The sequence below is a fragment of the Lentisphaera profundi genome, assembly GCF_028728065.1.
Lineage (GTDB): Bacteria > Verrucomicrobiota > Lentisphaeria > Lentisphaerales > Lentisphaeraceae > Lentisphaera > Lentisphaera profundi.
Window position 1 is genome coordinate 580,681 of sequence record NZ_CP117811.1, and the last position, 23,519, is coordinate 604,199.

A 23,519-nucleotide genomic window follows, 5' to 3' on the forward strand; every position below is an offset into this window, starting at 1 on the left:
TCCTTGATTATTTTGTGCTGCTGAGGCCTTTGAAAGCCCCCTTGATAACTTTGTCCTGGAAGGCAAGTTCGCGCTTCATGAGGCCGTTTGCAGGACTCGCACTCTTCTTGCGGGAGATGAATTTTATGTCGTGGCGTAAGTGATCCAAACGCGCTCTCATGAAATACCAACCACCCATGTTTTGCGGCTCTTCTTGAACCCAGTACCAATCTTTGCAATGACCATACTTCTTGTGAAGGGCAAGGTCCTGCTCTTTAGGCGTGGGGTAGAATTGCTCGATACGAACGATGGCAACATTATCGTGGCCTTGTTCTTCTTTTTCAGCTAAGAGCTCATAGTAAAGTTTACCTGAGCAAAGAACGAGACGTTCGATATCTTTGGCATTAGTGACAGCGGCATCATCAATCGTTTCTTGGAATTCACCTTTAGTTAAGTCACTCACTGGTGAGATAACTTTCGGGTGACGCAATAAACTCTTGGGAGTCATGACGATGAGTGGGATTCTATAAGTGGCTTTAAGCTGACGTCTCAAGAGGTGGAAAAGGTTGGCAGGAGTTGTTGGGTTAGCAACAATCATGTTGTTTTCAGCTGCAAGAGAAAGGAAGCGCTCTAAGCGAGCACTAGAGTGCTCTGGACCTTGGCCTTCATAGCCATGTGGTAGCATACAAACGATGGCGTTCATGCGCTGCCATTTTGATTCAGCCGAGGAAATGAACTGATCGAAGATAACTTGTGCACCATTGGCGAAATCACCAAATTGAGCTTCCCAAATAGTTAAAGAACTTGGAAGTGTGTGGGCATAGCCATATTCAAAGCCTAAAACACCGTACTCAGAGAGATGTGAATTATAGGCTTTGTATTTAGCTTGATCTTTATCGATGGAGTTGAGTGGAACGTATTCCATTTCATCTTTTTCATCGATCAAGTAAGAGTGGCGGTGAGAGAAAGTTCCGCGACGTGAGTCTTGTCCCGAGATTCTTACTGGGTGACCTTCGAGAAGCAAAGAACCAAAAGCAAGGTGTTCTGCAATTCCCCAATCCACATTGTAGCTATCAAAATAGAGATGGCGACGTTGGTCAATAATTTTACGTAGTTTACGTAGGATATTGAAACCCTCTGGGATGTCGGTGATACCCTTGGCGATTTTGTTGAGGGTAGCCTTCTTAATACCAGTTTTTGGTGACTTCTCAAAATCAGCTTGAGTGGCTTTGCGAATACCGCTCCATTGCTTTTTAAGGAAGTTTACTTGAATAGTTTTATCTTGAAGTTCACGAGTGGTATCAAGTGCTTTCTGAAGCTGGTTATTGAAATTCTTAACAATTCCCGAAGCTTCTTTTTCGATAATTTCACCACCATTAACTAACTGTTTGATATACATATCTAAAACAGATGGGTGCTTGCTGATGGCATTATAAAGAAGAGGCTGTGTGAAACGAGGCTCGTCACCTTCGTTGTGACCGTGACGACGGTAACCGAGAATATCGATGTAAACATCGCAACCGAACTCTTGGCGAAGTTGTATCGCAGTTGTACAAGCATGCACTACTGCTTCGGGATCATCGGCATTAACGTGAAAAACCGGTGAGTTGAGTACTTTTGCAATGTCAGTACAATAGAGGCTTGAACGACTCTCGCGGTAATTCGCGGTGAAGCCTACTTGATTGTTGAGTACAACATGGACGGTTCCGCCTGTCGAGTAGCCATCGAGATTTGCCATATTACAAATTTCGTAGATGATACCTTGTCCTGAGACTGCAGCGTCACCGTGAACGAGAATAGGAACAATTTTCTTAGGATCATTTTCGTACAGTTCTTCAATTTTGGCGCGTACGCGACCAAGAACAACAGGATTTACGGCTTCGAGGTGAGAAGGGTTAGCTGCAAGTGATAAATGAAGGGGATGACCATCGTCAGTAATAACATCTGATGAATGACCCATGTGGTATTTCACATCGCCATCGCCACCGACTTCATCGGCAATGCCATGACCTTCAAATTCTTGGAAAAGTGCTTTGTACTCTTTTTCAAAGAGATTAGCTAAAACATTGAGACGGCCACGGTGAGCCATACCCATAACAAATTCTTGAACGCCTAAACGAGCACCTTCATTAAAGAGCTCAGTCATTGCGGGGATGAAAGCTTCTAAACCTTCTAAAGAGAATCGTTTTTGACCAACATATTTAACACCCAAAAATTTCTCGAAACCCACACCCTGAGTCAGTTTCCTGAGGATGCTCATTTTTTGTGTTTTAGTGAAATTTGGTTTATTGGCGTTTGATTCCATGCGCTCATGTAACCAACGGCGCATTTCTGAGCTTGGGTTATAGCGATATTCTACACCAATGGAAGCACAATAAGTATCTTCAAGATGAGAAACGATATCTTTGAGTTTGGCACGACCGAGGCGAATTTCGTGACCAACATCAAATTCTTCTTCTAAGTCAGCTTCAGTGAGACCAAAATAATCTAGGGTCAAGTCAGCTTGGTGAAGACGTCTAGGACGTATCGGGTTGGTATTGGAAATAAAGTGGCCACGAGATCTGTAAGCATTGATCAATTTCATGATCTTAACTTCTTTGTCTACATAAGAGGTGGCTTCGAGGGTTTCTTGCTTGTCTATACCTAATTCATAACCTTGAAAAAATTGCTGCCAAGAAGCGTCGACTGATTGGGGATCAGTTTTGAACTTTTGAAGCATCATTTCAATATACGCCGGATTGGCGTTGTCCGTAACGTTAGAGCTGCTCATGTGATTTAGTCTTTTTTGTTATATTTATGTGGTATTAATTTATAAACTTGCTTATAATGGAACATGTATTTAAGAAATCAAAGAGATGTCATAAATTCTCAATAAAAAATGTAAATGTTTTTAAGGTTTATAACGATATTGTAAAGACATTTCTCCACGAAGGCTAAAAAATGAACAAAAATGTACAGTTTCAGGACTTGGGACTCAAGAAAAGTATCCTCAATGCTATTAATACAGCAGGGTATAAAAAACCAACTCCTATCCAAAACAAATCTTTAGGGCACATTCTACAAGGGCAAGATGCTCTAGTACGTGCCAAAACGGGCACAGGTAAAACTGCTGCCTTCGCAATTCCATCCTTACAGCATTTACGTCCGGATGTGAAACAACCTCAAGTATTGGTATTAACACCCAGTCGCGAACTCAGTAAACAGATCTCAAGTGAGTTCATTAAGTTAGGTAAAGGATTAGAAAATTTTCGGGTGGCAGAAGTCACTGGAGGAATCCAGCTACCAGCTTTGAAAAGTAATTTGCGAGGCGCGCAAGTTATCTCCGCCACACCGGGTCGTTTAATTGATATTAAACGAAAAGACTTATTCAATAGCACCGCGATCAAAATGCTTGTTATCGATGAAGCCGATCGCTTATTCGACATGGGCTTTAGAGAGGCGGTTACAGGCATCTTAAAAGACCTGCCTCCAGGAGTTCAGACGGTTTTATGTTCTGCGACTTTTACCGATGATATAAAAACCTTTGCCAAGACACTTTTAAGAAAACCTGTGGTGATCGAAGATAACTCTAGTATTGGTGATCAAGAAAAGCTCGAAGAATGGGCCGTTTCAGTTTATCCAGAGAATCACATTGCTTTAACTGAAAAGCTTTTGAAGAAATATAAAAATGATCAAGTTATCATTTTCTGTAATCACAAAAACCGTGTTGATGATGTAGCAGAGAAACTTGACGATCTCGGTATAGAAGTTCATCCCTTGCATTCAGGTATGGATAAAAAAGTTCGTAATAAGGCAATGGATTACTTTAGAAACAAAGAAGTCAGAGTCTTGGTGGCGACAGATGTGGCATCACGTGGGATCGATATTCCCGGATTACCTTTGGTGATCAATTATGATTTGCCCTACGAGTATCCAGATTACGTTCACCGTGCAGGACGAACCGCTCGTGCTGGCAATAGTGGCCTCGTCATTTCTTACTATAATGGCCGCAAAGAAAGCACTATAAAATCTTTTGAAGATCGTACAGGCAGGGAAATGATACGAGTCAGCTTTAATCAGGTTATGGATGAAAAGCAAATCTCGAAAAGATCTCTTCCGAGTAGCACTAAAGCGACAGAAGAAAAAGTTCGCAAGAAAGCTAATTTGCGTGATAGCTCACGCATTATTGTCTATGGTGGTAATAAAAACGGCTTGAACCCGGGCTTAATGAAGAAATTATTGGCGAAAAATTGTGGCTTAAACGATACGGATATCGCTTACATTGAAGTGAATGCTAAGCATACTTTGATTGGGGTTTTACGTGAAAAGTCCAGTGTCGTGATAAATACACTGCAAAAAACTAAGATTTCTGGGCAAATTATGAAAGTTGAATTGCAAAAAACACAAAAGCGCCGGTAAGTTAATTTAATTATAAGCCTCGAGAATCATGAAAGAAAAACTAATTTATTATCCACTGTTACCTGATCCGGAAGAACTTGGTTCTGAGCGATCGGATTTTGTGAGACGTTGGATTGAAGAAGATCTCTTTGATGCGGGTCTGGTAACTGATGATGAATCCAAGGCAAATGCCTACTTAGTTGCCTCAGGTGATGGTGGGATGACTCGTGCCGCGCGCACAAAGTGCGATAGTGGCAAAGTTCTTTTTGGTTTGAATTGTGGTACTTTGGGTTTCTTGATGAATCAAATTGGACAGCCACAGGAAATCCCGATTTATAAGGAAGAACTGCATCTTGTTAGCGTCAACCTAATGAAAGGCCATTTTTATAGCTCATGCGGAGAAGAGACTTCTTATTTAGCTTTCAATGATGTTTTTTGTGGAGGCAATATTGCCGACTTTATTTCTTTTGAAATCACTGGGGAACTCAGCCATTTTCGTAATCGCACGGTGAAGGGCAATGGGGTTTTTGTCTCCACGCCCCAAGGAACCACTGGTTTCGCTCTCAATGCGCGTGGATCGTCAGCGGTTTTGCCCTTGGATACACGAACTTGGTATGTGGGAGGAGTTGCTACCGGCCCTTATCCTTCGAGTGTATGCTCTCCCCAAAAAATCACCATCAAGTGTCTTTCTAGGCGCAAAATTAACGGCTACGCCGATGGTTATGAACAAGAAGCTAAAGATATCGATCAAATTATGATTGAACCAACCAATCACGAAGTGACTCTGGCTTTCCGCAATGGTGTTGATTTTGAAGCACGCCGTGGTGAATTAGCCGAAGCAGTTGAACGTGGGCTCACTCATTAAGGAGTTTGGCAATGGAAGAAATTTATAAAGGAAAATTCCTGCATTACCGTAAAACCGGTAATTGGGAATGGGTGACGCGTCCCAATGATATTTCAGCCGCGGTAATTGCTGCTGTAACTGATAAAAAAGAACTCGTGCTCATTGAACAGTTTCGAATACCAATGAATGCCCCCGTTATTGAACTGCCAGCAGGTTTGGTGGGAGATGGTGACTATCAGGGTGAGCAAAGTTCTAATGCAGCTCAACGTGAACTCGAAGAAGAAACGGGTTACTACGCTAAGAATATCAAAAAAGTAGTGCATGGTCCTGTCTCAGCAGGCATGAGTGATGAGGCCAATGATCTCTACATTGCCTGGGACTTAGATAAAGTCTCTGCAGGTGGTGGCGTTGATGATGAGGAAATTATAACTCACCTCGTGCCCATTGATCAGCTACATCAATTTATTGACAAAAAACAGGCCGCTGGCTGTGCTCTTGATTTAAAAGTTTTTGTCGGAGTTTATTTTTTACAAAAAGAAGGATTAATCTAATGGCTTTTACAATGAAATTGGGAAACGAGGCAATTGATTTTGCACTTCCCGCAACTGATGGCAAGACTTATTCACTCGAGCATTTTAGCAAAGATTTTTTAGTTGTCTTTTTTACCTGCAATCACTGTCCCTACGTGATCGGCTCAGATGAGCAGACGCGTGAAACTGCAGAGCAATTTGCGGATGTCGCAGATTTCGTGGCGATCAACTCCAATTCAGTCAATACTTACGCTGAGGATTCTTTTGAGCATATGGTCGTACGCATGGATGAGCTTAAATTTCCATGGACTTACCTACATGATCAAAGTCAAGACGTGGCACTAGCTTACGGTGCTTTGCGAACTCCGCATTTTTATGTTTTTGATAAAGAGCGTAAACTCGTCTACACGGGCCGTGCTATTGATAACCCTCGCAAAGGTGAGCTAGCAACAGTTAATGACCTAGAACGTACCCTTACAGAGCTTAAAGCAGGCCAAGCTGTTTCTATTCCAGAAACTAATCCCATCGGTTGCAATGTGAAGTGGGATGGCAAGGATCATCACTGGATGCCCATAGAAGCTTGTGATTTGGTCTAAGCTTAAATTTTGTTAATTCTCAGGGATCTAAACGTATGAAAAGCATTGGCATCGAAATCAAGAGCAACACCTGCATTCTACTTGCTGTCGAATCTGCAGATGACTTATGTGCAGGCCATAAAATTGAATTAATGGATTCCTATGATGCCTTGAGCGTAAAGGAATTTTTTAAACAATTAAAAGATTGGCTCGATACGCAGTCTGCGGAAGTGATCAGTATAAAAAAACGTGGTGAGAAGGGCAAGTTCTCTGGTGGAGCCTGTTCCTTTAAAATTGAAGGCTTGGTACAGTTGGCAGCTTCAGTGCCAGTGAGACTTGTTGGTGGGCCAGAGCTCAATCGTTTAGCGAAGACGATCACGGCTTTTCCAGTAATGAAAAAATATCAAGAACAGGCTTATTTGACAGCACTTTCAGCGCTCTGATTCTTTTTGCGAGTTTCACCATTATAAAAATTAAATGAGGTAGGATGTATGACTAAGCAGATTTTATTATTATTAAGCTTGTTATTGACTTTTCCAGTTTCAGCCGAAGAAGCCATTAATAGTAAGAAACCCGATGTTTACTTGGGGCGTCAGATTGCCTACACCATGCATTCTTCAGCTGCAAATTGGCTGACCCGTAGCAATCGTGAAAAAGAAGAGAGCACGGAAGAAATGATTGCGGCTCTAGATCTGAAAGCAGGCATGGTACTGGGTGACGTTGGTTGTGGGAATGGTTATCACGCACTTAAAATGGCAAAACTCGTGGGTGATCAAGGCAAAGTTTATTGTGTTGATATTCAATCCAAGATGCTCGAATTACTCAAGCAAAGAGCGACGAAAAATGGTATTAAAAACTGTGTCACAGTATTAGGTAAATACACCGATCCGATGCTACCAAAAAATTCTCTTGATCTGATTTTATTAGTTGATGCCTATCACGAATTTAGCGATCCAGAAAACATGTTGAAAAAAATGCGTGAAAGTCTAAAGCCCGAGGGCATCTTAGTTTTGATTGAGTTTCGTAAAGAAGATAAAAATGTTCCCATCAAAGAAGATCATAAAATGACCAAAGCCCAGGTCACCAAAGAAATGAATGCGAATCAATTTAAATTAGTACGCTCTTACGATAAGCTCCCGTGGCAACACATGCTCTTTTATGGTAAAAATAAGCCTGAGCTAATACGCTAGTTAAAGACTAAAGCAGTGACTATTTAAGATTTCCTTTTCAGAGGATTGACTTAGCTTAGAAAAACGAATTAATTAGGTTTAAGTATGTCTGAACAATACGCTCTTATGAGCTCCCAATTGGGAATCAAATCAATACAAATACAGAAAACCCTCGAACTTTTAGAGTCGGGGGCAAGTTTGCCTTTTATTGCTCGGTATCGAAAAGAAGTCACTGGTGGGCTTGATGAAGTGGCGATTGCAAATATTCGTGACCTCAAGCAAAGCTTAGATGACTTTAATAAACGTCGCAAACTCATCCTCACTTCACTAGAGGAGAGAGGCTTACTTGATGGAACTTTACGCCAAGCAATCACAAATACCAAAACTCTGACTGCACTTGAGGATATCTACCTTCCTTATAAGGTCAAGAAAAAAACTCGTGCATCAATGGCACGTAAAAAGGGTCTGGAAGACTTGGCCACAGAGCTGATGCAGCAAAATGGTCATCAAATAGATTTTAAGAAATATATAAATCGTGATAAGGGAGTGAAAAATCGTGATGAGGCCCTTGAGGGTGCGCGAGACATTTTAGCGGAGCAAATGAATGAAGATGCTTCCTTGCGAGCTCACTTGCGCGAAGCTTTCCAGACTCATGCCTATTTGATTTCGAAAGTCATCAAAACTAAAAAAGATGAAGCCGAAAAGTACCGCGATTACTTTGATTTAAATGAGAAATTGACGCGTGTTCCTGCCCATCGTTTATTGGCAGTTTTACGAGGCCAGAGCGAGAAGTTCTTACGGGTACAAACTCGACCAGATGAAGAAAAAACGATACGCTTAGTAGAGCGTCACTTCGTACGCGGTCGCGGTTTTTCTTCGAGCCAAGTTCAGTTAGCAGCAGTCGATTCTTACAAGCGACTGATCATGCCTTCGCTAGAGAAAGAAGTCTTAAATGTGGCGATAGAAAAAGCAGATACTGAATCCATTAGAATTTTTGTGGCTAATTTACGTGAATTACTTTTAGCTGCACCACTGGGTAAAAAGCGTGTTTTAGCTTTTGATCCAGGTTTTCGTAGTGGAGCCAAAGTAGTGGCATTGGATGAAGAAGGGAATTTATTGTTTAATTGCAATTTATTTCCCGTGGCCAGTTCATCAAGTCAAGAGCAAGAAGCGGCAGCTGAAACACGACGTCTCATCAAAGAATATAAGATCGAAGCTCTTGCGGTAGGCAATGGTACTGCCGGTCGTGAAACAGAGGCTTTTCTCAAGAGTTTAGCTTTAGATCCACCCATAATATCGGTTGACGAGAGTGGGGCATCCATTTATTCCGCAGGGGAGAGTGGCCGATTGGAATTCCCAAATCATGACCTAACTGTTCGAGGATCGGTATCTATTGGTCGTCGTCTTCAAGATCCTTTAGCTGAATTAGTGAAGCTTGATCCGAAATCTATTGGCGTCGGGCAATATCAACACGATGTTAATCAAAGTGCCTTGCGTCGTGGTCTGGATGACGAAGTACTTTATTGCGTAAATGCGGTAGGGGTCGATCTCAATAGTTCCAGTGTGGAATTACTTAGTTATGTTTCTGGAATAGGACCTAAATTAGCAGCAGCCATTGTGACGTACCGTAATCAGCAGGGAAGTTTTAAAACGAGAGAAGAACTCAAGAAAGTGCCTCGCCTAGGAGGGAAAGTTTTTGAGCAAGCCGCAGGTTTTTTACGTGTATATGGTGGCAAGCAAGCTCTAGATGCCAGTGCGGTTCACCCCGAGTCTTATTCTCTTGTTTTGAGAATGGCAAAAAAGTTAAACTGCTCAATGAAAGACTTACTGAGTAAAGATAATTTACGTCAAGAGCTTAACTTAGAAGATTATGTTTCTACTGATGTAGGTTTGCCCACACTAGAAGATATTATGAATGAATTAGAGAAGCCCGGACGCGATCCTCGCCCTTCTTTTAATGTCTTTAGTTTTGCCGATGGTGTACATAAAATCAGTGATCTTTATATCGGTATGAAACTTCCTGGCTTAGTCACCAATGTAACCAAATTTGGGGCCTTTGTCGATATCGGTGTTCATCAAGATGGACTTGTACATGTAAGTAAGCTTAAGCAGGGCTTTGTTGCTGATCCTACGGAAGTAGTTCGCGTGCGTCAGCAGGTAGAAGTCACGGTCTTGGACGTTGACGTACCGCGCAAGCGAATTTCGCTATCCTTAATTGGCTGAGGAAGATCTCTGATCTTTTACCGGGAAGCAGTCCTGTATCTTTGTTAAAAGCTATGAATGCCTCCGGCGGGCGGACTATTAATTTGGCGACAATATAGATTGAATCTATGAGTTAAATTAAAGGACGTCATCTCAATCTAATTCATTGCTGGATTAATAGCTTAGAGACATGAAAATCATTATATATAAAAAAGGGGGCATGATTTACACCCTCGGAGAGGGTGAATGTACTTAGCCTGGGGTGAAGCCCTGGCTTTTATACACTTTTTTGAAGGGCTAGGTTAAAAGATATTTTGAGGATTATTTTGCAGTTCATTTAACAAGTCTTTGTGTTCTTGTTGAAATTGCAATACGGTCAAGACATCCATCATACCCCTGGATAAAATTGTTGAACCAATGGGGTCTCGCCTTCGTCCTAACCAACCGCCTCTACGAGCGATAAGAGCAAAGAGTCTCAAATTGATGTCGATCTTATCATCATTTGGGTGTTTCATGGCTTCTTTGACTTTATGGTATTCCTCATCGTCGAGAGAAGCTGATTGACTAATACCCGCAAGACTTCGGAGTTTCATGGTCATTTGAGCTGCAATAGTTATTAAAACTAGGTAACGGGCGACTTTGGAAGCTGAATTATAGCGTGCTTGCTCCAATTTATAAGTGGTCTTTAAGAGGCGAAAAAATTCCTCAATTTTCCACCTCAATTCATAAATTTTTCCAATATAGGTCATTTTTTCTAAGGTATCTACATCCCTGTTTGTAAAAAGAATCCACAACAAAGGTTCTTCACCTTCAGGAGGGTTAAGTTCTTTGATAACAACTAAATTGACATCTACTGCTTGCGGGGTTTTTATATATTTATGATTTCGTTTGGCCTGACGATATAAGCTGATTGGTACACTGCCTATATGTAATTGCGCGTTACGTTTAGCATTTATCTGCTCCGTTACTCGACCGCGTCCATCTAAGGGCAATTCCTTATAAGGACTGAGTGGGATATACTTGATAAGTTCACTAATTTTTGTACAGACATATCCATCTTTCATGGGATGTCCACCCTGTTTTTTTACAAGAGCGGATTCAGGTAACGCGTCAAAATTTGGTGTTTGAACATTCCGAATACTCTTGGCTCGCAGTACAAAATCATGGTTTTTATCCATCGTGGCTAACATGATAAAAATATCATCAAACTCCCGATCTCCTACATGAATTGGGTTCCACTCTTTCAAGTGCTCTGCACTAGCGCGAATATGAGAGACCATTTGGTGTTTATGGTTTTCTTTGATTTCTTCTAAATCATCTGTGCTCAGATATTTCTTCAGATACGAATCTGAATAATCCACCATATCCACATCGTCAGGCCCATCACAGTTAACTAGACAATCGTGAAGAACGCCTAGGACACCTCCATCACTTGGGTTGACCGCAAGGTTACAAACATACTCATAACCTTTCCCTTTGCCGTCACCAATAGCTCGTCGATCTTCCTTGGTAGTGTGATGATAATAGTCTAATAATGAAATATCGTTCATGACTAGTACATCACTTCCTTTGGGGTGATGTGCTAAGCTGAGCTCACGACGAAAACTACGCAAAGCCTTTAAACTAATATTTTCATTATCCATAAAACGATACGTAGAAATAACTTCACTCCAAGGAAGAGTACTTGGGGACCTACCCGCTATTTGACATGATGATCCCGTAGGTGAGTTGCTATATAGCTCCAGCTGACGTAGAAAAGCCTTCTTCGTAGAAAGATGTTTCATCCCAACTTTTTGAGCAAGTTCATGCCATAGCTCCAGTTCTTTTTCCGCTATCATTTTAATCACCTTCCATCGATTGATTTATATTGAAATAATTACCGATATCACTATAGTGATATCGGTAATTATTTCAACGAATAAAAGGGGCTTTATAATGAGTAAAACTGATCAGGAAATAAAAGCACGAATCGAAAGAATAAAACAGGAAATCTCTGAACTAGGAGAACTCCGACCTGGAAGTATTTCACAACAATATAATGTGTGTGGAAACCCCAGCTGTAAGTGTAAAGACAAGCAGGATCCCCAAAAGCATGGGCCATATCATAAGCTTAGTTATAGGAGAAAAGGCAAAGGATATACACAGTTCATAAAAGAAGCAGATCTACACAATGTTTCAGAGCAAATTCACAACTATAAAAAACTTAAACAATTGACTGGTGAATGGATAGACCTTTCCCTCGAATTATTAGCTCTTCAAAAAAGTGTATAAAAGCCAGGGTGAAGCCTCAGGTGGAAAAATACATTATAAATTTCGTCCTCGACGAGGGCGAATTAATTGACCATCTTCGACGATCTAATGATGGATAATCAATTCCTTGGGAGTGGGCTTCGCCGTCCCCCCAAGGCTAAAAACATAAGGCATCTTCGAAGCTATTAATATAGATTGAATCTATGAGTCAAATTAAAGGTCGTCATCTTATGTCTAATTCATTGCTGGATTAATAGCTTAGAGGCCTAAAAATCATTTTTTTTGAAAAAAGAGGGCATGATTTACACCCTCGGAGAGGGTGAATGTACTTAGCCTGGGGTGAAACCCCAGGTGGAAAAATACATTATAAATCTCGTCCTCGACGAGGGCGAATTAATTGACCATCTTCAATGATCTAATGATGGATAATCAATTCCTTGGGAGTGGGCTTCGCCTTCCCCCAAGGCTAAAAACATAAGGCATCTTCGATGCTATTATTTTGGCGACAATATAGATTGAATTTATGAGTCAAATTAAAGGTCGTCATCTCAATCTAATTCATTGCCGGATTAATAGCTTCATCAAATGGTAGGGATTTTAGTACTTTGAGCTCGAAGAGCTTCAGCAAGGTAGCCATGGACCTAAGTCCGTGGTGTTGGAATAACAAAAACATGCGTGCCGAAGGTACGCGGCAGAGTTTATCCTTAAGCAAAAACATAACTTTTCCCGATTAAGTAGATAAGCTATGTTTAATGCAGCTTTTTAGGTGAACTGCACCGATAGAAATTAGTGTACACCCTAAAGTGTATGACTAAGTTACTAAGGGCCCAGCATTGGTCCTAATGAGTGGGAACTTAAAAGTATTTATATCTGCGGTTAACTTTTTTAGTAGGGCCCCGAGGGCTCCTCGGCCACCGGAGGTATTTATACTGGGGCTCCGACCCAAACTTCACTTAAGGTTCTGCTGTACGGGCCAGTGATTTTTATCCGGCTGTGTGGCAACACCGCTTAAGAATCCCTACACTCGGAGCTTCGCTCCAAGGCTTTACCGTCATACCTTCGGCATGAATATCATTTTTTTAACAATACCCCCGGATAAATCCGGTGGCTACCCTACTACATACCTTCGGCATGCGCTTAAGTTCCCACCCATTAGCATGGGTCCGAAACTCTATGTCGAACTCAGCTGAACGATATCTCCTTGATTCTAGTTAATCAAAAAAAAGCTTCTTTTCATTACGAAAAGAAGCTTTTGAATCAAGTGAATTGAGCGAAAACTAGGCTTCGATAATACCGTAAGGCTTTAAAGCAGCGATAATTTCACTTTCAGGATCTTGAGGCAAATCAATTTTGCGACCGATGATTTTTTCGGCGATGCTCGTGTAAGTCTCAGAAACTGACATCATTAAATCGAGGGGTAATTTATTGTCGCGAGCCAGAGCTTCGCGTTCGTCCATGCGATTTTTATTGAGTAGGATATCGGGATCTGGGAAGTGGCTGAGTAGAGCTTGACGAAAGCCTTCTTTTGAGTTTTCCTGGATCTTTCCTTGGCGGTAAGCTGCGCCATCCCAAATTCTAGAGGAATCAGGCGTACCGACTTCGTCGATATAAATGAGTTTTCTTTCGCCTTGTGCATCTTCGATATAACCAAACTCGAATTTTGTATCAACAAAAACTTGGTCAATCTTTGCGAGGGCATCGGAAATCACATTGAAGCCTTCTTTGAGCAGTTTTTCGTAGAGCGTCACATCTTGTTCAGATTCGAAGTTAAATTCTTCTAAATGATCAGTAATGTTTTTGCGAGTAATATTGACGTCATCTACGGGAGGTACATCATCCAAGCCACGAATAATACCTTTGGTGGAAGGAGTGATGATAAGTTCAGGTAATTTAGTGTTATTCTCTAAGCCTTCCGGAATCGGGAGACCACAGATTTCGCGAATGCCTTTGGCGTAATCACGCCACATGCTACCAGTGATATATTGACGGCAGATCGCTTCAACACGCAGTGGCTTGGCTTGCTGAACAATCCATACGAGTGGGTGAGGGCAGTCAACAATATGGTTACCAGCGAGGCCATTGGCCTCAAAGAGTTTAAACCAATGAAGTGCTACGGAATTGAGTGCAGCGCCTTTGCCAGGAATACCATTGAGGCCTTCTTCACCTTTCCAAATGCAATCAAAAGCAGAGATGCGGTCAGATATAACCATCACGGCTAAACGTGAATCAGGATTTATAGCATAGTTTTTTTCTTTGATGAGGCGCGCACTATCGTCGGCACTTAACCAGTAAACAGAGCGAACTTTACCAGAATGAACGGGGCCATCGGTACGAATAGGGAGTTTATCGTTAATTTCCAAGACTTTTGGAATCATATTTCATCCTTGCTTTATCGAATTATCATTATGCGGGAATATAGTGGAGAAAGTCAATGGCGCAAAAAGAGCAGATGATTATTATTTAGAAATCATGGCTTATTTACTGCTCTTCGGGAAGGGCTAAATTTACAAGGGATAAGAAATATGAATTGCGGAACATGTGGTCGTCCGGTAAGTCTGAAAGATGGTAGCTGCTATTACTGTAGAGATATTCCTCAAGCGGCTGAATCAGATCTTAAACTGATGCTTTTAGAGATGGAACGAAAAGAGGAAAAGGAAAAGTCGGGTAATGGCATCTATCTAGCGACTCGGGCCTTATCATTTTTCTTGGGTTTGGCCTTAGCAATCATCGCCATTACGAATGTTTTTGAAACGAAGTTTTTACTCTTTATTTGTGCACTAGTTTTTATTTTTAATGCTTGGGTACTTGAGAATGGTTATATGAAGTCCACGGTATTCTGCATCTTCGTATCGGGGGTGACGTCAATCTATACACTCTCCCTTGGAGTCGATTTCTTGCGGGGAGATAAACAAAATTTTAGCATAGCCTTTTTTGCGGTGTTCATTAGTATACTAACTGCGATGCCAGCAATCTTAATGATTTTTCATACAGAAATGGAGAAGAGACGAAAGTGAGTGAATTTAATATTCCGCCCAAGGGCAGTCGCATATTTTTTGCAGGTCTAGGTGGCATTGGTATGAGTGCCTTGGCACAATTTATCCGCAGCCTAGGATATGAAGTCGCGGGTAGTGACCGCGATATAAGTTCGACCAGTCAAGCACATTTATTTGCGCAACTCGCAAAGCAGGGGATTCAGCACTTTATTCAAGATGGTTCGGGAGTCAAAAGTTTTGCGCCCGACTTAATTGTCTACTCATCGGCACTGGAAGACGATAATCCGGATTTTCTAGCAGCACCCAATACCGAGCGCATGCATCGATCTAAAGCAATGGCCGCGGCCGTGGCACAGAGTGGCCTCAAAGCAGTAGCAGTAGCAGGTAGCTGTGGCAAAACTTCCGTGACCGCTTGGATTGCGGCGACACTGCGAGCCATGGGTCAAGCACCGGTGATGATTAATGGTGGCTACTCACCAGATTTAGAGAGTGAGGTTTACCCAGGTAATTTTGGGCACGGGGATGGATTTGTTGTTTTCGAAGCAGATGAAAGTGATGGTTCATTAGTGAATTTTAACCCTGAAGTCTCCTTATTACTCAATATGGGTGATGACCACCATAGCAAAGATAAGCTAGAAGTGATGTTTAATACTTTTTTACTGAATGGGCAAAAAGCGGTAGTTCACAAGAGCCTAGAGTATATCGCGAAAGGTCATGATCAGATGATGAGCTTTTTGGAAGAGGGTGACTTTACTCTGAGTCAGATCAGCCATAATGAGAAAGGGGTTCGCTTTTTATTGAATGACAATGAAATAGCAGTTCAAACCAGTCAATGGGGAGAACACTCAGCCGAAAATGCATTGGCAGTGATTAGCACGCTATCAGCCTGTGGCTTTGACTTAGAGCAAATTGTTCCAGCCATGGCCTATTTTTGCGGTGTTCGCAGAAGATTTGAGCTTAAGGGGCGCGTTCAAGATGTTCCGCTCTATGATGATTATGCTCATAACCCTCAAAAAATCGCAGCCTGTATCTCTGCGGCTAAAGCCATTTATAGCGGTGCGGTACTTGTCTTTTTCCAACCTCATGGTTATGGACCACTAGGCTTCATGCGTGAGGCTTTACAGCGAGAGTTGAGAGCCGTATTAAATAAGCAAGATAAATTTGTGTTTCTCCCCGTATTTTATGCGGGTGGAACGACTTCCTTTCAACCGACTTCTGCTGAAGTCGCAAAACAATATAGTGAATCGGGACTTAATGTGATTGATTTAGAAGATCGTGATTTAACCGCTGCGTTACTCGAGCAGGAAGTGAAGAACTATAGCTGTGTGCTCGTGGTCGGCGCGCGAGATCCCTCGATTCCACTTTGGAGTAACAGCTTGACGGATGAATCGCTATGATTGGCGGGGTAGGAACAGATATTTGTGAATTAGCCCGTATCCAAAAATTATTGGAGAGTAACAAGCGCCAACATTTTTTAGATAAGACTTTCACTGATGAAGAATTGGATCTCGCTCCAGGAAGCAAAGCAGAAGTCGCATTTTATGCAGGTCGTTGGGCCGCCAAAGAAGCTTTAGCAAAGGCTTTGGGTACAGGCTTTGGCCAATTTTGCCGTTGGTCCGAAATTACCGTGGCACGAAAAGATTCTGGTGCACCTTATTTTAAAATTAGTGGCGTAACGGCCGAGACTGCTGATTCACTGGGACTTACAAATTTTCATCTCTCAATAAGTCATGAGAAGAGTCATGCCATCGCCTTTGTGATTGCAGAAAAACTATAATTTTTTGCTTATTTTTCTGTTTAAACAACTTGTTTTCTACATAGGGAAAGGCATTATATCCTCACAAGACGCGAGTGTAGCTCAATGGTAGAGCATCTGCCTTCCAAGCAGAATGTCGTGAGTTCGAGTCTCATCACTCGCTCTTAAAAGACTTAGTTTCGACTAAGTCTTTTTTTGTGCCCTGATTCAATCAAATGATGGCGTAGGTTCAGAGAAAACATGATAGTCTTAACTAGACTAACGACCGAGATGATTGAGATTTGAGTGAAGTGATGACTCTGTAGCTCATGGTGCGGTTTTTGTTTTTAGTCACAATGCTACAGGTGGTAGGTACACAGTAAAGTTAGTCTGATGTTGTATAAGTACACTGTGAATTTCTAAAGGTTCTGTCTTTGTTGCTAGGCCGAGTTTTTGTAGTAAGGAAATATCAGCATTTGAGATATGACCTTCAGTTGGGTTTAATTTATCATGCCATATAGAGTAGCTACCCAATTTGCCGTTTCGTAGATAAAAGAACCCTTTTAATGGGTGAGTTAATAAGACTAGCCCAGTCTCTAAATCTGAAAACCCTAATAATGTTTTTGGAGGTTTTCCAGTATCTTCTAATTCTATATTTAGATTAGCCCATTTACTGTGACTGTTAATTTTATAGCTCGTATATTTCTTTAAGTCATGGTCATAATTCACATCGAATTTCATTTTAGTTTTATGCCAAGGTAAGTTCCAAATATATCTAGGGAAATTGACTGAAAAAGAATCTAAACTTGTTCCAAAAAACCATGCGACGTGTTCACCTGTTATTGAGTCAGTGACATATGCACGATAATTAGTTTGACCAAAAGATTTTTTGATCCATGGAAACTTCACTAATCTAAAATCAAGATCCCAAAATGGAACAATAGAGATCAATGCCTTTTGTTCACCTTTAGGTGTAATGATACAATCCAATTCAAACCGTTCGTGAACAAGTGGTCGTAGAAGCTTGGGGTCTACCATATATGTGATAATGGAAAAGTGAGAAAGAGTCGTTTCGACATCGAACCCACTTGGAAGTGATCTTGTTAATAACTCTTTATCAAATTGCAGATTATTCATTTTTTATTATTACCGAACGCTTTAAATGAGGGGAATGTTAGCCTAAGCGAAGAATATCCTCTGCGGCGTATTCGTTATATATGGCTTTATATTTTTTTGAAGTACTCTCTGCCATGTATCGTAGAGATACCGCTACTTAAATATATCCAATATGTATTATCATCTTCGAATTGAAGTGTAAATATCATTTTTCCAAATATTTCATCCGTTTTTTGAATAATAATCGATGATTCAGTAAAACCTAAAATTTCATATTTCACCAATTCTTGGTATTCATCCATTTTATATTTTTTACCGTTGAGAACAAATGATCTTTTAGGCATAAATTCTTTTGCCGTTTTGCTATCAACATATTCAATTTTTAAATAGCCAGTTGCTTGTGATATGAATTCCATTTGTTTCGGAGGTAAAATAGCGTTTTCTTTGTTGAACTTTATGGTTCTTTTTTGATCTGATATCCATGTTCCATATAGTTTTTTTGTAATGCTTTGGGTAAAGTTTCGTGAGCTACTAACGTGTAACAAAAGAGAGTGGTAAGTAGTAAGGTTTTTATCATTTTTATTCCTGTATAATGAGCAAGATTTATGCGAAGGGAAGAAATTCCTTTGACCTCAAACTTATGTTTTTGAGTTCAAATCTCATCAATAATTCCTTCTATGATGACATCAATACCATGAGTACAGAATTGATCTAAGGTGGTTTCAATTGTTTCTTTTTTACCGAATATTCCAATTAAGAGAAAAAAACTTCCAAATATATAAGCGGCTATTGAATGATCGGACAAAAAGCCATAAGCAATTAAAACAGCTCCAATAATATTGATTGCGGATCTCATCCACGGACTAATAGTTGATACTTTGGCATTCATGAGTTGTTTTTTAGTCAGTTTCTTTCTTGAGCCTTTTAGACGATTTAATTTTCGTCTGATGTTCCTTTCAATAAGTGGATTTGTTTTTTTATTATTCATGTAAAACGACCGTAAGTCCTCTGTAACTGTAACTGTAACTCATGGCTGTTTTGTTTTATTTCTATTGAAAATAACATCGGGTTCACCGCCTCTTCTCAAACATAAAACATTTTGATCTAATAAAATGAACGACACTTTCAGGTCTATAGGAGTAGGTGTAGCACTTTTGAATTTTAAAGTTTTATTTTCGTATGAAGTTATTTCTATTTTTGTGACATTAATAATAGTTTCTTTTTCATCCATATAACTTTTGAAGTTATCAGGTCCTATAATCATGCCAGCATGTTTCATTTGTTCTTTCATGGCATCCATTTTTTGATACTCTGATTCGGGTATTTTGTAAGCTTTAAAGTTTTTGAGCTTTTTGAAAGTAGCTTCTATGTCTATGTGCCAATTACCTAGCATCTCTTTAGGAACTTCGTTGGAATATAGATTCATACAGAGGATAAATAAGAGGGGGAGAATTTTTTTCATGATATGTGCTGGCCTCATTTTTTTTGTTAAGATAATCTAATTTTCATAAAGAACATAACTGACATAGATTTTCGCGGGAGACCCAACTATGATTTATGTTTCTCATTATTATTGCACTATCAAATGTAACAGAACCTTCGGGAAATTTGGATGTGTCTGAAAAATATGAAGAATAACAATTCCTGACCTTTAATGGCTCCATTTGCCAATGAGTAGTTGCTAATTCAATAGCATCATACTTTGATTTTTTATCGCTTGGAGACCAAGCAATATTTCCTGTTTTAAAAAACTCTGATACATCGTTTATTGTCTCAAATACTGATCCAATTGGTAACTCTTTAACAACACTTGCGTCAATGGACATTAATGTATTTTGCTGTTCATGAACAGTTACTTTATAATTATCTCCAGATACGTTTAGATCAAATTTTGTTTTGTTATAAACGCCCGGGAATATTCTGCCACCAGATAGTGAATTAATCCATGAGTCAGTATCTCGTCTCGTAACATAGACACCTTCCCCTTTAATGGTGTCTACAGCGATTCTATGTGCGGCATTATTACTTGATGTGCCGAGTAAAGCAGGTGCTCCTTTGACGCGCATATTAGTCAAACTGACCTGACAAATTCCTGCGATACAATAGCCATTTATCACTTTAGGTTTGAATTCGATAGGTAAGATTTTTCTCATTATTTCGGGATCAACCTTAAAATTCAATAGGATTCTATGGCTGATTATTCCTGTAACTTCTTTCATTTTTTTTATTCCTACTTAACAGCCGAGATTAGGGATTTCGATCGAAATTTTCACTATCGCTCATAGTGCGTTTTAAGTTTTTATTTTAATATCAGACTCAATGAGTAGTGATAGTCGAGACATATTGTTTTAGCTGAACTGCTAGAGCACCAGAATACTTACCAAAACCAATTAAATATCCCTTGTCTGAAATCACATAAGGCGCACCAATAGTACGATTCTGGAATGGACCAATCACTAATTCAGTGAAGGTGATTTCTCCGCCATGACAATTAGCAGTGACAGCATCCGTAAATACGATTTTAATATGGTTTCCAACTAATGCTTTTTTGTATCCAGAGTTAATAGTCTCGAGATTAAGGTTTACCTGAGGACCAGTTCCTGATGTATTGAAATTAGAAGATTTAAGATAATCTAAGGAGAGTTTCTGGAGCTTATGATTTTGCTCTTTAGTTAAAATGATATTTTCATCTTTTACCTTAAGTTGTAATGAGCAATGGTTTTTATCCGTACTGGTGGAAGAACATGATGAAAATATCATGACGATTGTAAATATGCAGATACAGAGTTTAAATGATGTGTTTTTCATGGTCATATTATGCTTAGACTTGGTTTTAAATTCCTATTCAATATTGGCGACTGTCAAAAGACCTGTAATCCACTGTTTTTTCTTCTTACTCAAGATCATAGTTCTACATGTGCGAGTTTTTGTTTTCTTAAATTAGATCGGTACAAAATATTTAGTTTCTCATTATTCGGCTTATCTCCCCATCCCATAATTTCTGAAATGGACCTATAGCAGCTGGTACAAACATCATTTTTGTTAAGTTTACATTTGTTGATACATGGACTTACGATATTTTTATTATTTGAGATTTGCTTCATTATTTTTCACTCTGTATAAGGACCGAAATGGTTCTGCAATCCATCCTTATGGTGTGTTTATTTTAGTGTTTATCTGTGACTTAGAGTTACATATAGTTTTTCATTTTCTATATCGTATATAACCCTTGTTCCACCATTATTACTTTCTATTTTCATATAAGTTAATGAGTGATTAATAACTACATATTCCTCATTAATTTTATACTGCATAAAACGGTGAACTCTTTTATCTTCCGCTAATTTCCATTCGTTTTGTTCTGCAAATTCCATGAAATCACTTTTTTTCATATGGCAGTTATATACTTTTATCCACCCAAACCCTTCACGTTCATAAAAGTTTATATTAGATGCTGTATCAGGTAACCATTCAACCTTTTCCTGATTAAAAGCAGTTTCTTCTGGTGTATATGAAAAACTGATTATGAAAAGAATAATAAATATGAATGGAGTGCTGATCGCAATAATCATTAGCCATTTAATAATTTGCTTAAGAATTTTCATATTTTTCTTTATCTAAGGTTCTGAATGGGAAAGAATTGACTGAGGCAAAAATCATCGTTCGATTCTCTGATCCTACTTGCTCACTTTTTTATATTTATATATTCGATCATTTCCATGAATCGTAAGTATCCCATTAATTATAGAATATGTCCCTTCGTAAGTTTTTTCATTAATGTGTACGACCAGGTCATCATCTGTTACAGTAAATATACCTGAATGTCGAATTCCATGCTCATTTACGATTTCTGTAATCGTAATTATATTTGGTGATGAAAAGGTCGTGATTTCCTTATATCCTTTATTGGAAGGGTGTTCATCTTGGATGATTCTTTCCCAGCTACCCATTATATGCGGTGATGATTGGGTACTTTTACAGGATAGAAATAATAAGGTGATTAAGCTTATAAAAAACATTTTTTTCATGTATGACTCTGTTTTTATTTTTGTAGAACAAGTGGAATACTTCTGTAATTGCTGCTGAGGCGTCGCTTTTATTGTGTATCAGATAATTAGCTATGTGCATTATAATCTAAGAATAAAGATAAGGGCAAATATAATACTAAGTACAAATAATGGAATGATCAAATATTGAGATATGTCCTGGATTCCTAAATTAGATTTAAATTCACCTAATAAATATAGCGTCACCTGGCAGGTAATAACTCAAATCATACCAACAAACCTTGAGCATTAGAGAAGAAAATCTTCTGCGATTGAGAAGGCTACTTTTTAATTTCTTTCTTTTTCTATTTTTTGGAGTTTCTTTCACTATCTAACAATCTAAAAGGTTTTACCTATGTTTTCTTTTTTGAAGTCTGATCCCGTTAAAAAGTTAAAGAAAGAGTATGAAAAAAAAGTTGCTGAGGCAATGAATGCTCAAAGAAATGGTGATATAAAAACGTACTCTTCTTTAATTAGTGAATCAGAGAAAATGTGGTCTGAGATTCAAAAGCTAGAAAATCAATAATACCTTTTATTAAATCCCATAGATGATGAATCCTGTAGTGATTAGCGCTAATTGAGTATCTACTGTGTAGCCATTACTAAATATCTGTAATAGTTCCAAAAACCATTTTAATTGAATGAATGGAACAAGTACGTCCGGTATATAGGCTATCATTCGCAAGAATGAAGGCAAGAAAAATCTTCGCTGTAACTTATTGTTAGATATGTTTTTAGTTTTTGAAGACCTATTAAGGCTTCTCTTCACGGATTATCATATCCATGAATTTATTAAATCTCCTCAGTCTAGTTTCTGGTTTCTTTGCACTGTCTAGTCCATGTGCAATTACATAGCGATTAGATTTATTGAGCGTTTCATAAAATTGTTTTGCTTTCGGTGTTTTCTCAAGTACTTCTATAAAGTCCGAAGGAACTGTCATTTCACTAACTACGTAAGCTTTCACCCAACGACCATCCGCTTTTGCTGCACGAACATGCACAAGTCCGGGAGCCTCCATTCGACCTTGGCTTATGAGGCGCTCAACATGTTCTGTATTTCTCTTAGACCAATTACTGGCCTTCTTTCTTGGAGTGATCCGCTGAAGATAGGCTTGGTCATCAAGTGACTTCTTAATACCATCGATCCAGCCCCAGCATAGAATCTCTATTACGACTTCGTTCCAAGTCACGCTTGGAACTCCAGATCCCTTTTTGAAGATTTTTAGCCAGCATTCGCTTTCGATAGCATGGTTCACTTGTAGCCAATGACTCAGTTGGCCTGGCGTTTTAAAATACTCGAATTTCGCTGGATCGGGTTTAATCATGAGATTTATTTTTCACCATATAAGATTCCGAAATTAGTGAGCTTTGAGCCTACGCGAAAATCTTCACCGCAACTCATGGGTTAGTTTTTTGATTATCGCTTAAAGTCTGTTTAGCTTTAAGTTTTTTATAAAACATTTTTGGGTATACAAATATAGCTAACACAACACATGTAGCACTGATACCTATTTGCATGAAATCTAATTGAGTTTGGTCTGTTGCAAAGCCTGACGCAAGAAACATCATGATAGTATACAGAGCCAAGGCTAATCCGATGCCATGGAGAATGGCTTTGATAAGTAGTTTATTCATCTTGTTTGTTTGTGAGTTCTTCTTCATGATTTAATTTTTTCATCTAGCGACCGGGTTTAGTTGTGTTG

The 23,519-nt window shown here is 39.5% G+C and carries 27 protein-coding genes and 1 tRNA gene; 13 read left to right on the top strand and 15 right to left on the bottom strand.

Annotated elements, in window-relative coordinates:
• Positions 1-7: 7 nt before the first annotated feature.
• A complete protein-coding gene (locus PQO03_RS02410) occupies positions 8-2,749 on the bottom strand; it encodes a 2-oxoglutarate dehydrogenase E1 component (RefSeq protein WP_274150878.1) in 2,742 nt (913 codons plus the stop codon).
• Positions 2,750-2,919: 170 nt separating this feature from the next.
• Here PQO03_RS02410 and PQO03_RS02415 point away from each other — a divergent pair, with 170 nt between their 5' ends.
• The 7 genes from PQO03_RS02415 to PQO03_RS02445 all read left to right on the top strand — a co-directional run bounded on the left by PQO03_RS02415 (position 2,920) and on the right by PQO03_RS02445 (position 9,697).
• Complete coding sequence (locus PQO03_RS02415; RefSeq protein ID WP_274150879.1) at positions 2,920-4,377, top strand: DEAD/DEAH box helicase; 1,458 nt, start codon at positions 2,920-2,922, stop codon at positions 4,375-4,377.
• Between the two features lie 28 nt (positions 4,378-4,405).
• Positions 4,406-5,221, top strand: coding sequence for an NAD(+)/NADH kinase (locus tag PQO03_RS02420; protein WP_274150880.1), 816 nt, complete (start codon positions 4,406-4,408; stop codon positions 5,219-5,221).
• A gap of 11 nt (positions 5,222-5,232) precedes the next feature.
• Positions 5,233-5,751 carry an NUDIX hydrolase gene (locus tag PQO03_RS02425; RefSeq protein ID WP_274150881.1) on the top strand — a complete coding sequence of 173 codons (519 nt, stop codon included), beginning with the start codon at positions 5,233-5,235 and terminating at the stop codon, positions 5,749-5,751.
• Complete coding sequence (locus PQO03_RS02430; RefSeq protein ID WP_274150882.1) at positions 5,751-6,326, top strand: thioredoxin family protein; 576 nt, start codon at positions 5,751-5,753, stop codon at positions 6,324-6,326. The genes PQO03_RS02425 and PQO03_RS02430 overlap by 1 nt, the downstream gene beginning before the upstream one ends.
• Positions 6,327-6,361: 35 nt before the next feature.
• Complete coding sequence (locus tag PQO03_RS02435) at positions 6,362-6,748, top strand: DUF3010 family protein (protein ID WP_274150883.1); 387 nt, start codon at positions 6,362-6,364, stop codon at positions 6,746-6,748.
• Positions 6,749-6,796: 48 nt separating this feature from the next.
• Positions 6,797-7,495: a class I SAM-dependent methyltransferase gene (locus tag PQO03_RS02440; protein WP_274150884.1), complete on the top strand. Its 699-nt coding sequence runs from the start codon at positions 6,797-6,799 to the stop codon at positions 7,493-7,495.
• 84 nt (positions 7,496-7,579) lie between these two features.
• Positions 7,580-9,697 carry a Tex family protein gene (locus PQO03_RS02445; RefSeq protein WP_274150885.1) on the top strand — a complete coding sequence of 706 codons (2,118 nt, stop codon included), beginning with the start codon at positions 7,580-7,582 and terminating at the stop codon, positions 9,695-9,697.
• A gap of 281 nt (positions 9,698-9,978) precedes the next feature.
• On the opposite strand, the gene PQO03_RS02450 is transcribed toward PQO03_RS02445, so the two are convergent.
• Positions 9,979-11,514 (bottom strand): transposase, encoded by a 1,536-nt coding sequence (locus PQO03_RS02450; protein WP_274150886.1) that lies wholly within the window; start codon positions 11,512-11,514, stop codon positions 9,979-9,981.
• Positions 11,515-11,611: 97 nt separating this feature from the next.
• On the opposite strand from PQO03_RS02450, the gene PQO03_RS02455 reads away from it, so the two are divergent.
• The gene (locus PQO03_RS02455) at positions 11,612-11,947 is read left to right on the top strand and encodes a DUF6788 family protein (RefSeq protein ID WP_274150887.1); all 336 of its coding nucleotides are present in this window, start codon (positions 11,612-11,614) and stop codon (positions 11,945-11,947) included.
• A gap of 532 nt (positions 11,948-12,479) precedes the next feature.
• Here the strand turns inward: PQO03_RS02455 and PQO03_RS02460 are convergent.
• Together PQO03_RS02460 and PQO03_RS02465 are read right to left on the bottom strand one after the other, a co-directional pair.
• The gene (locus PQO03_RS02460) at positions 12,480-12,644 is read right to left on the bottom strand and encodes a hypothetical protein (RefSeq protein WP_274150888.1); all 165 of its coding nucleotides are present in this window, start codon (positions 12,642-12,644) and stop codon (positions 12,480-12,482) included.
• A gap of 559 nt (positions 12,645-13,203) precedes the next feature.
• On the bottom strand, positions 13,204-14,301 hold the full coding sequence (locus PQO03_RS02465; RefSeq protein ID WP_274150889.1) for a phosphoribosylaminoimidazolesuccinocarboxamide synthase: 1,098 nt from the start codon (positions 14,299-14,301) through the stop codon (positions 13,204-13,206).
• A gap of 147 nt (positions 14,302-14,448) precedes the next feature.
• Here PQO03_RS02465 and PQO03_RS02470 point away from each other — a divergent pair, with 147 nt between their 5' ends.
• The 4 genes from PQO03_RS02470 to PQO03_RS02485 all read left to right on the top strand — a co-directional run bounded on the left by PQO03_RS02470 (position 14,449) and on the right by PQO03_RS02485 (position 16,838).
• Positions 14,449-14,940 carry a hypothetical protein gene (locus tag PQO03_RS02470; protein WP_274150890.1) on the top strand — a complete coding sequence of 164 codons (492 nt, stop codon included), beginning with the start codon at positions 14,449-14,451 and terminating at the stop codon, positions 14,938-14,940.
• Positions 14,937-16,316, top strand: coding sequence for a glutamate ligase domain-containing protein (locus PQO03_RS02475; protein ID WP_274150891.1), 1,380 nt, complete (start codon positions 14,937-14,939; stop codon positions 16,314-16,316). Before PQO03_RS02470 ends, PQO03_RS02475 begins: the two co-directional genes overlap by 4 nt.
• Positions 16,313-16,696 carry a holo-ACP synthase gene (acpS, locus tag PQO03_RS02480; RefSeq protein ID WP_274150892.1) on the top strand — a complete coding sequence of 128 codons (384 nt, stop codon included), beginning with the start codon at positions 16,313-16,315 and terminating at the stop codon, positions 16,694-16,696. Before PQO03_RS02475 ends, acpS begins: the two co-directional genes overlap by 4 nt.
• 70 nt (positions 16,697-16,766) lie before the next feature.
• Positions 16,767-16,838 (top strand) — tRNA-Gly (locus PQO03_RS02485).
• Positions 16,839-17,005: 167 nt separating this feature from the next.
• Here PQO03_RS02485 and PQO03_RS02490 read toward each other — a convergent pair.
• The 9 genes from PQO03_RS02490 to PQO03_RS02525 all read right to left on the bottom strand — a co-directional run bounded on the left by PQO03_RS02490 (position 17,006) and on the right by PQO03_RS02525 (position 21,798).
• Positions 17,006-17,791 carry a DUF2071 domain-containing protein gene (locus PQO03_RS02490; RefSeq protein WP_274150893.1) on the bottom strand — a complete coding sequence of 262 codons (786 nt, stop codon included), beginning with the start codon at positions 17,789-17,791 and terminating at the stop codon, positions 17,006-17,008.
• A gap of 86 nt (positions 17,792-17,877) precedes the next feature.
• Positions 17,878-18,186: a hypothetical protein gene (locus PQO03_RS02495; protein WP_274150894.1), complete on the bottom strand. Its 309-nt coding sequence runs from the start codon at positions 18,184-18,186 to the stop codon at positions 17,878-17,880.
• Between the two features lie 236 nt (positions 18,187-18,422).
• The gene (locus PQO03_RS02500; RefSeq protein WP_274150895.1) at positions 18,423-18,758 is read right to left on the bottom strand and encodes a hypothetical protein; all 336 of its coding nucleotides are present in this window, start codon (positions 18,756-18,758) and stop codon (positions 18,423-18,425) included.
• A gap of 39 nt (positions 18,759-18,797) precedes the next feature.
• Positions 18,798-19,232, bottom strand: a complete 435-nt coding sequence (locus tag PQO03_RS02505; protein WP_274150896.1) for a hypothetical protein — start codon at positions 19,230-19,232, stop codon at positions 18,798-18,800.
• A gap of 43 nt (positions 19,233-19,275) precedes the next feature.
• The gene (locus tag PQO03_RS02510; RefSeq protein WP_274150897.1) at positions 19,276-19,989 is read right to left on the bottom strand and encodes a DUF2071 domain-containing protein; all 714 of its coding nucleotides are present in this window, start codon (positions 19,987-19,989) and stop codon (positions 19,276-19,278) included.
• A gap of 97 nt (positions 19,990-20,086) precedes the next feature.
• The gene (locus tag PQO03_RS02515) at positions 20,087-20,578 is read right to left on the bottom strand and encodes a hypothetical protein (RefSeq protein ID WP_274150898.1); all 492 of its coding nucleotides are present in this window, start codon (positions 20,576-20,578) and stop codon (positions 20,087-20,089) included.
• Positions 20,579-20,673: 95 nt separating this feature from the next.
• The gene (locus tag PQO03_RS22035; protein ID WP_420792843.1) at positions 20,674-20,874 is read right to left on the bottom strand and encodes a DUF1289 domain-containing protein; all 201 of its coding nucleotides are present in this window, start codon (positions 20,872-20,874) and stop codon (positions 20,674-20,676) included.
• Between the two features lie 69 nt (positions 20,875-20,943).
• A complete protein-coding gene (locus PQO03_RS02520; RefSeq protein WP_274150899.1) occupies positions 20,944-21,375 on the bottom strand; it encodes a hypothetical protein in 432 nt (143 codons plus the stop codon).
• Between the two features lie 72 nt (positions 21,376-21,447).
• Positions 21,448-21,798: a hypothetical protein gene (locus PQO03_RS02525; RefSeq protein WP_274150900.1), complete on the bottom strand. Its 351-nt coding sequence runs from the start codon at positions 21,796-21,798 to the stop codon at positions 21,448-21,450.
• Positions 21,799-22,171: 373 nt separating this feature from the next.
• On the opposite strand from PQO03_RS02525, the gene PQO03_RS02530 reads away from it, so the two are divergent.
• Entirely contained in the window at positions 22,172-22,342 is a 171-nt protein-coding gene (locus tag PQO03_RS02530; protein WP_274150901.1) for a DUF6435 family protein, read from the top strand.
• Positions 22,343-22,568: 226 nt separating this feature from the next.
• On the opposite strand, the gene PQO03_RS02535 is transcribed toward PQO03_RS02530, so the two are convergent.
• Together PQO03_RS02535 and PQO03_RS02540 are read right to left on the bottom strand one after the other, a co-directional pair.
• The gene (locus PQO03_RS02535; protein ID WP_274150902.1) at positions 22,569-23,141 is read right to left on the bottom strand and encodes a YdeI/OmpD-associated family protein; all 573 of its coding nucleotides are present in this window, start codon (positions 23,139-23,141) and stop codon (positions 22,569-22,571) included.
• Between the two features lie 73 nt (positions 23,142-23,214).
• Positions 23,215-23,451: a hypothetical protein gene (locus PQO03_RS02540; protein WP_274150903.1), complete on the bottom strand. Its 237-nt coding sequence runs from the start codon at positions 23,449-23,451 to the stop codon at positions 23,215-23,217.
• Positions 23,452-23,519 lie beyond the last annotated feature (68 nt).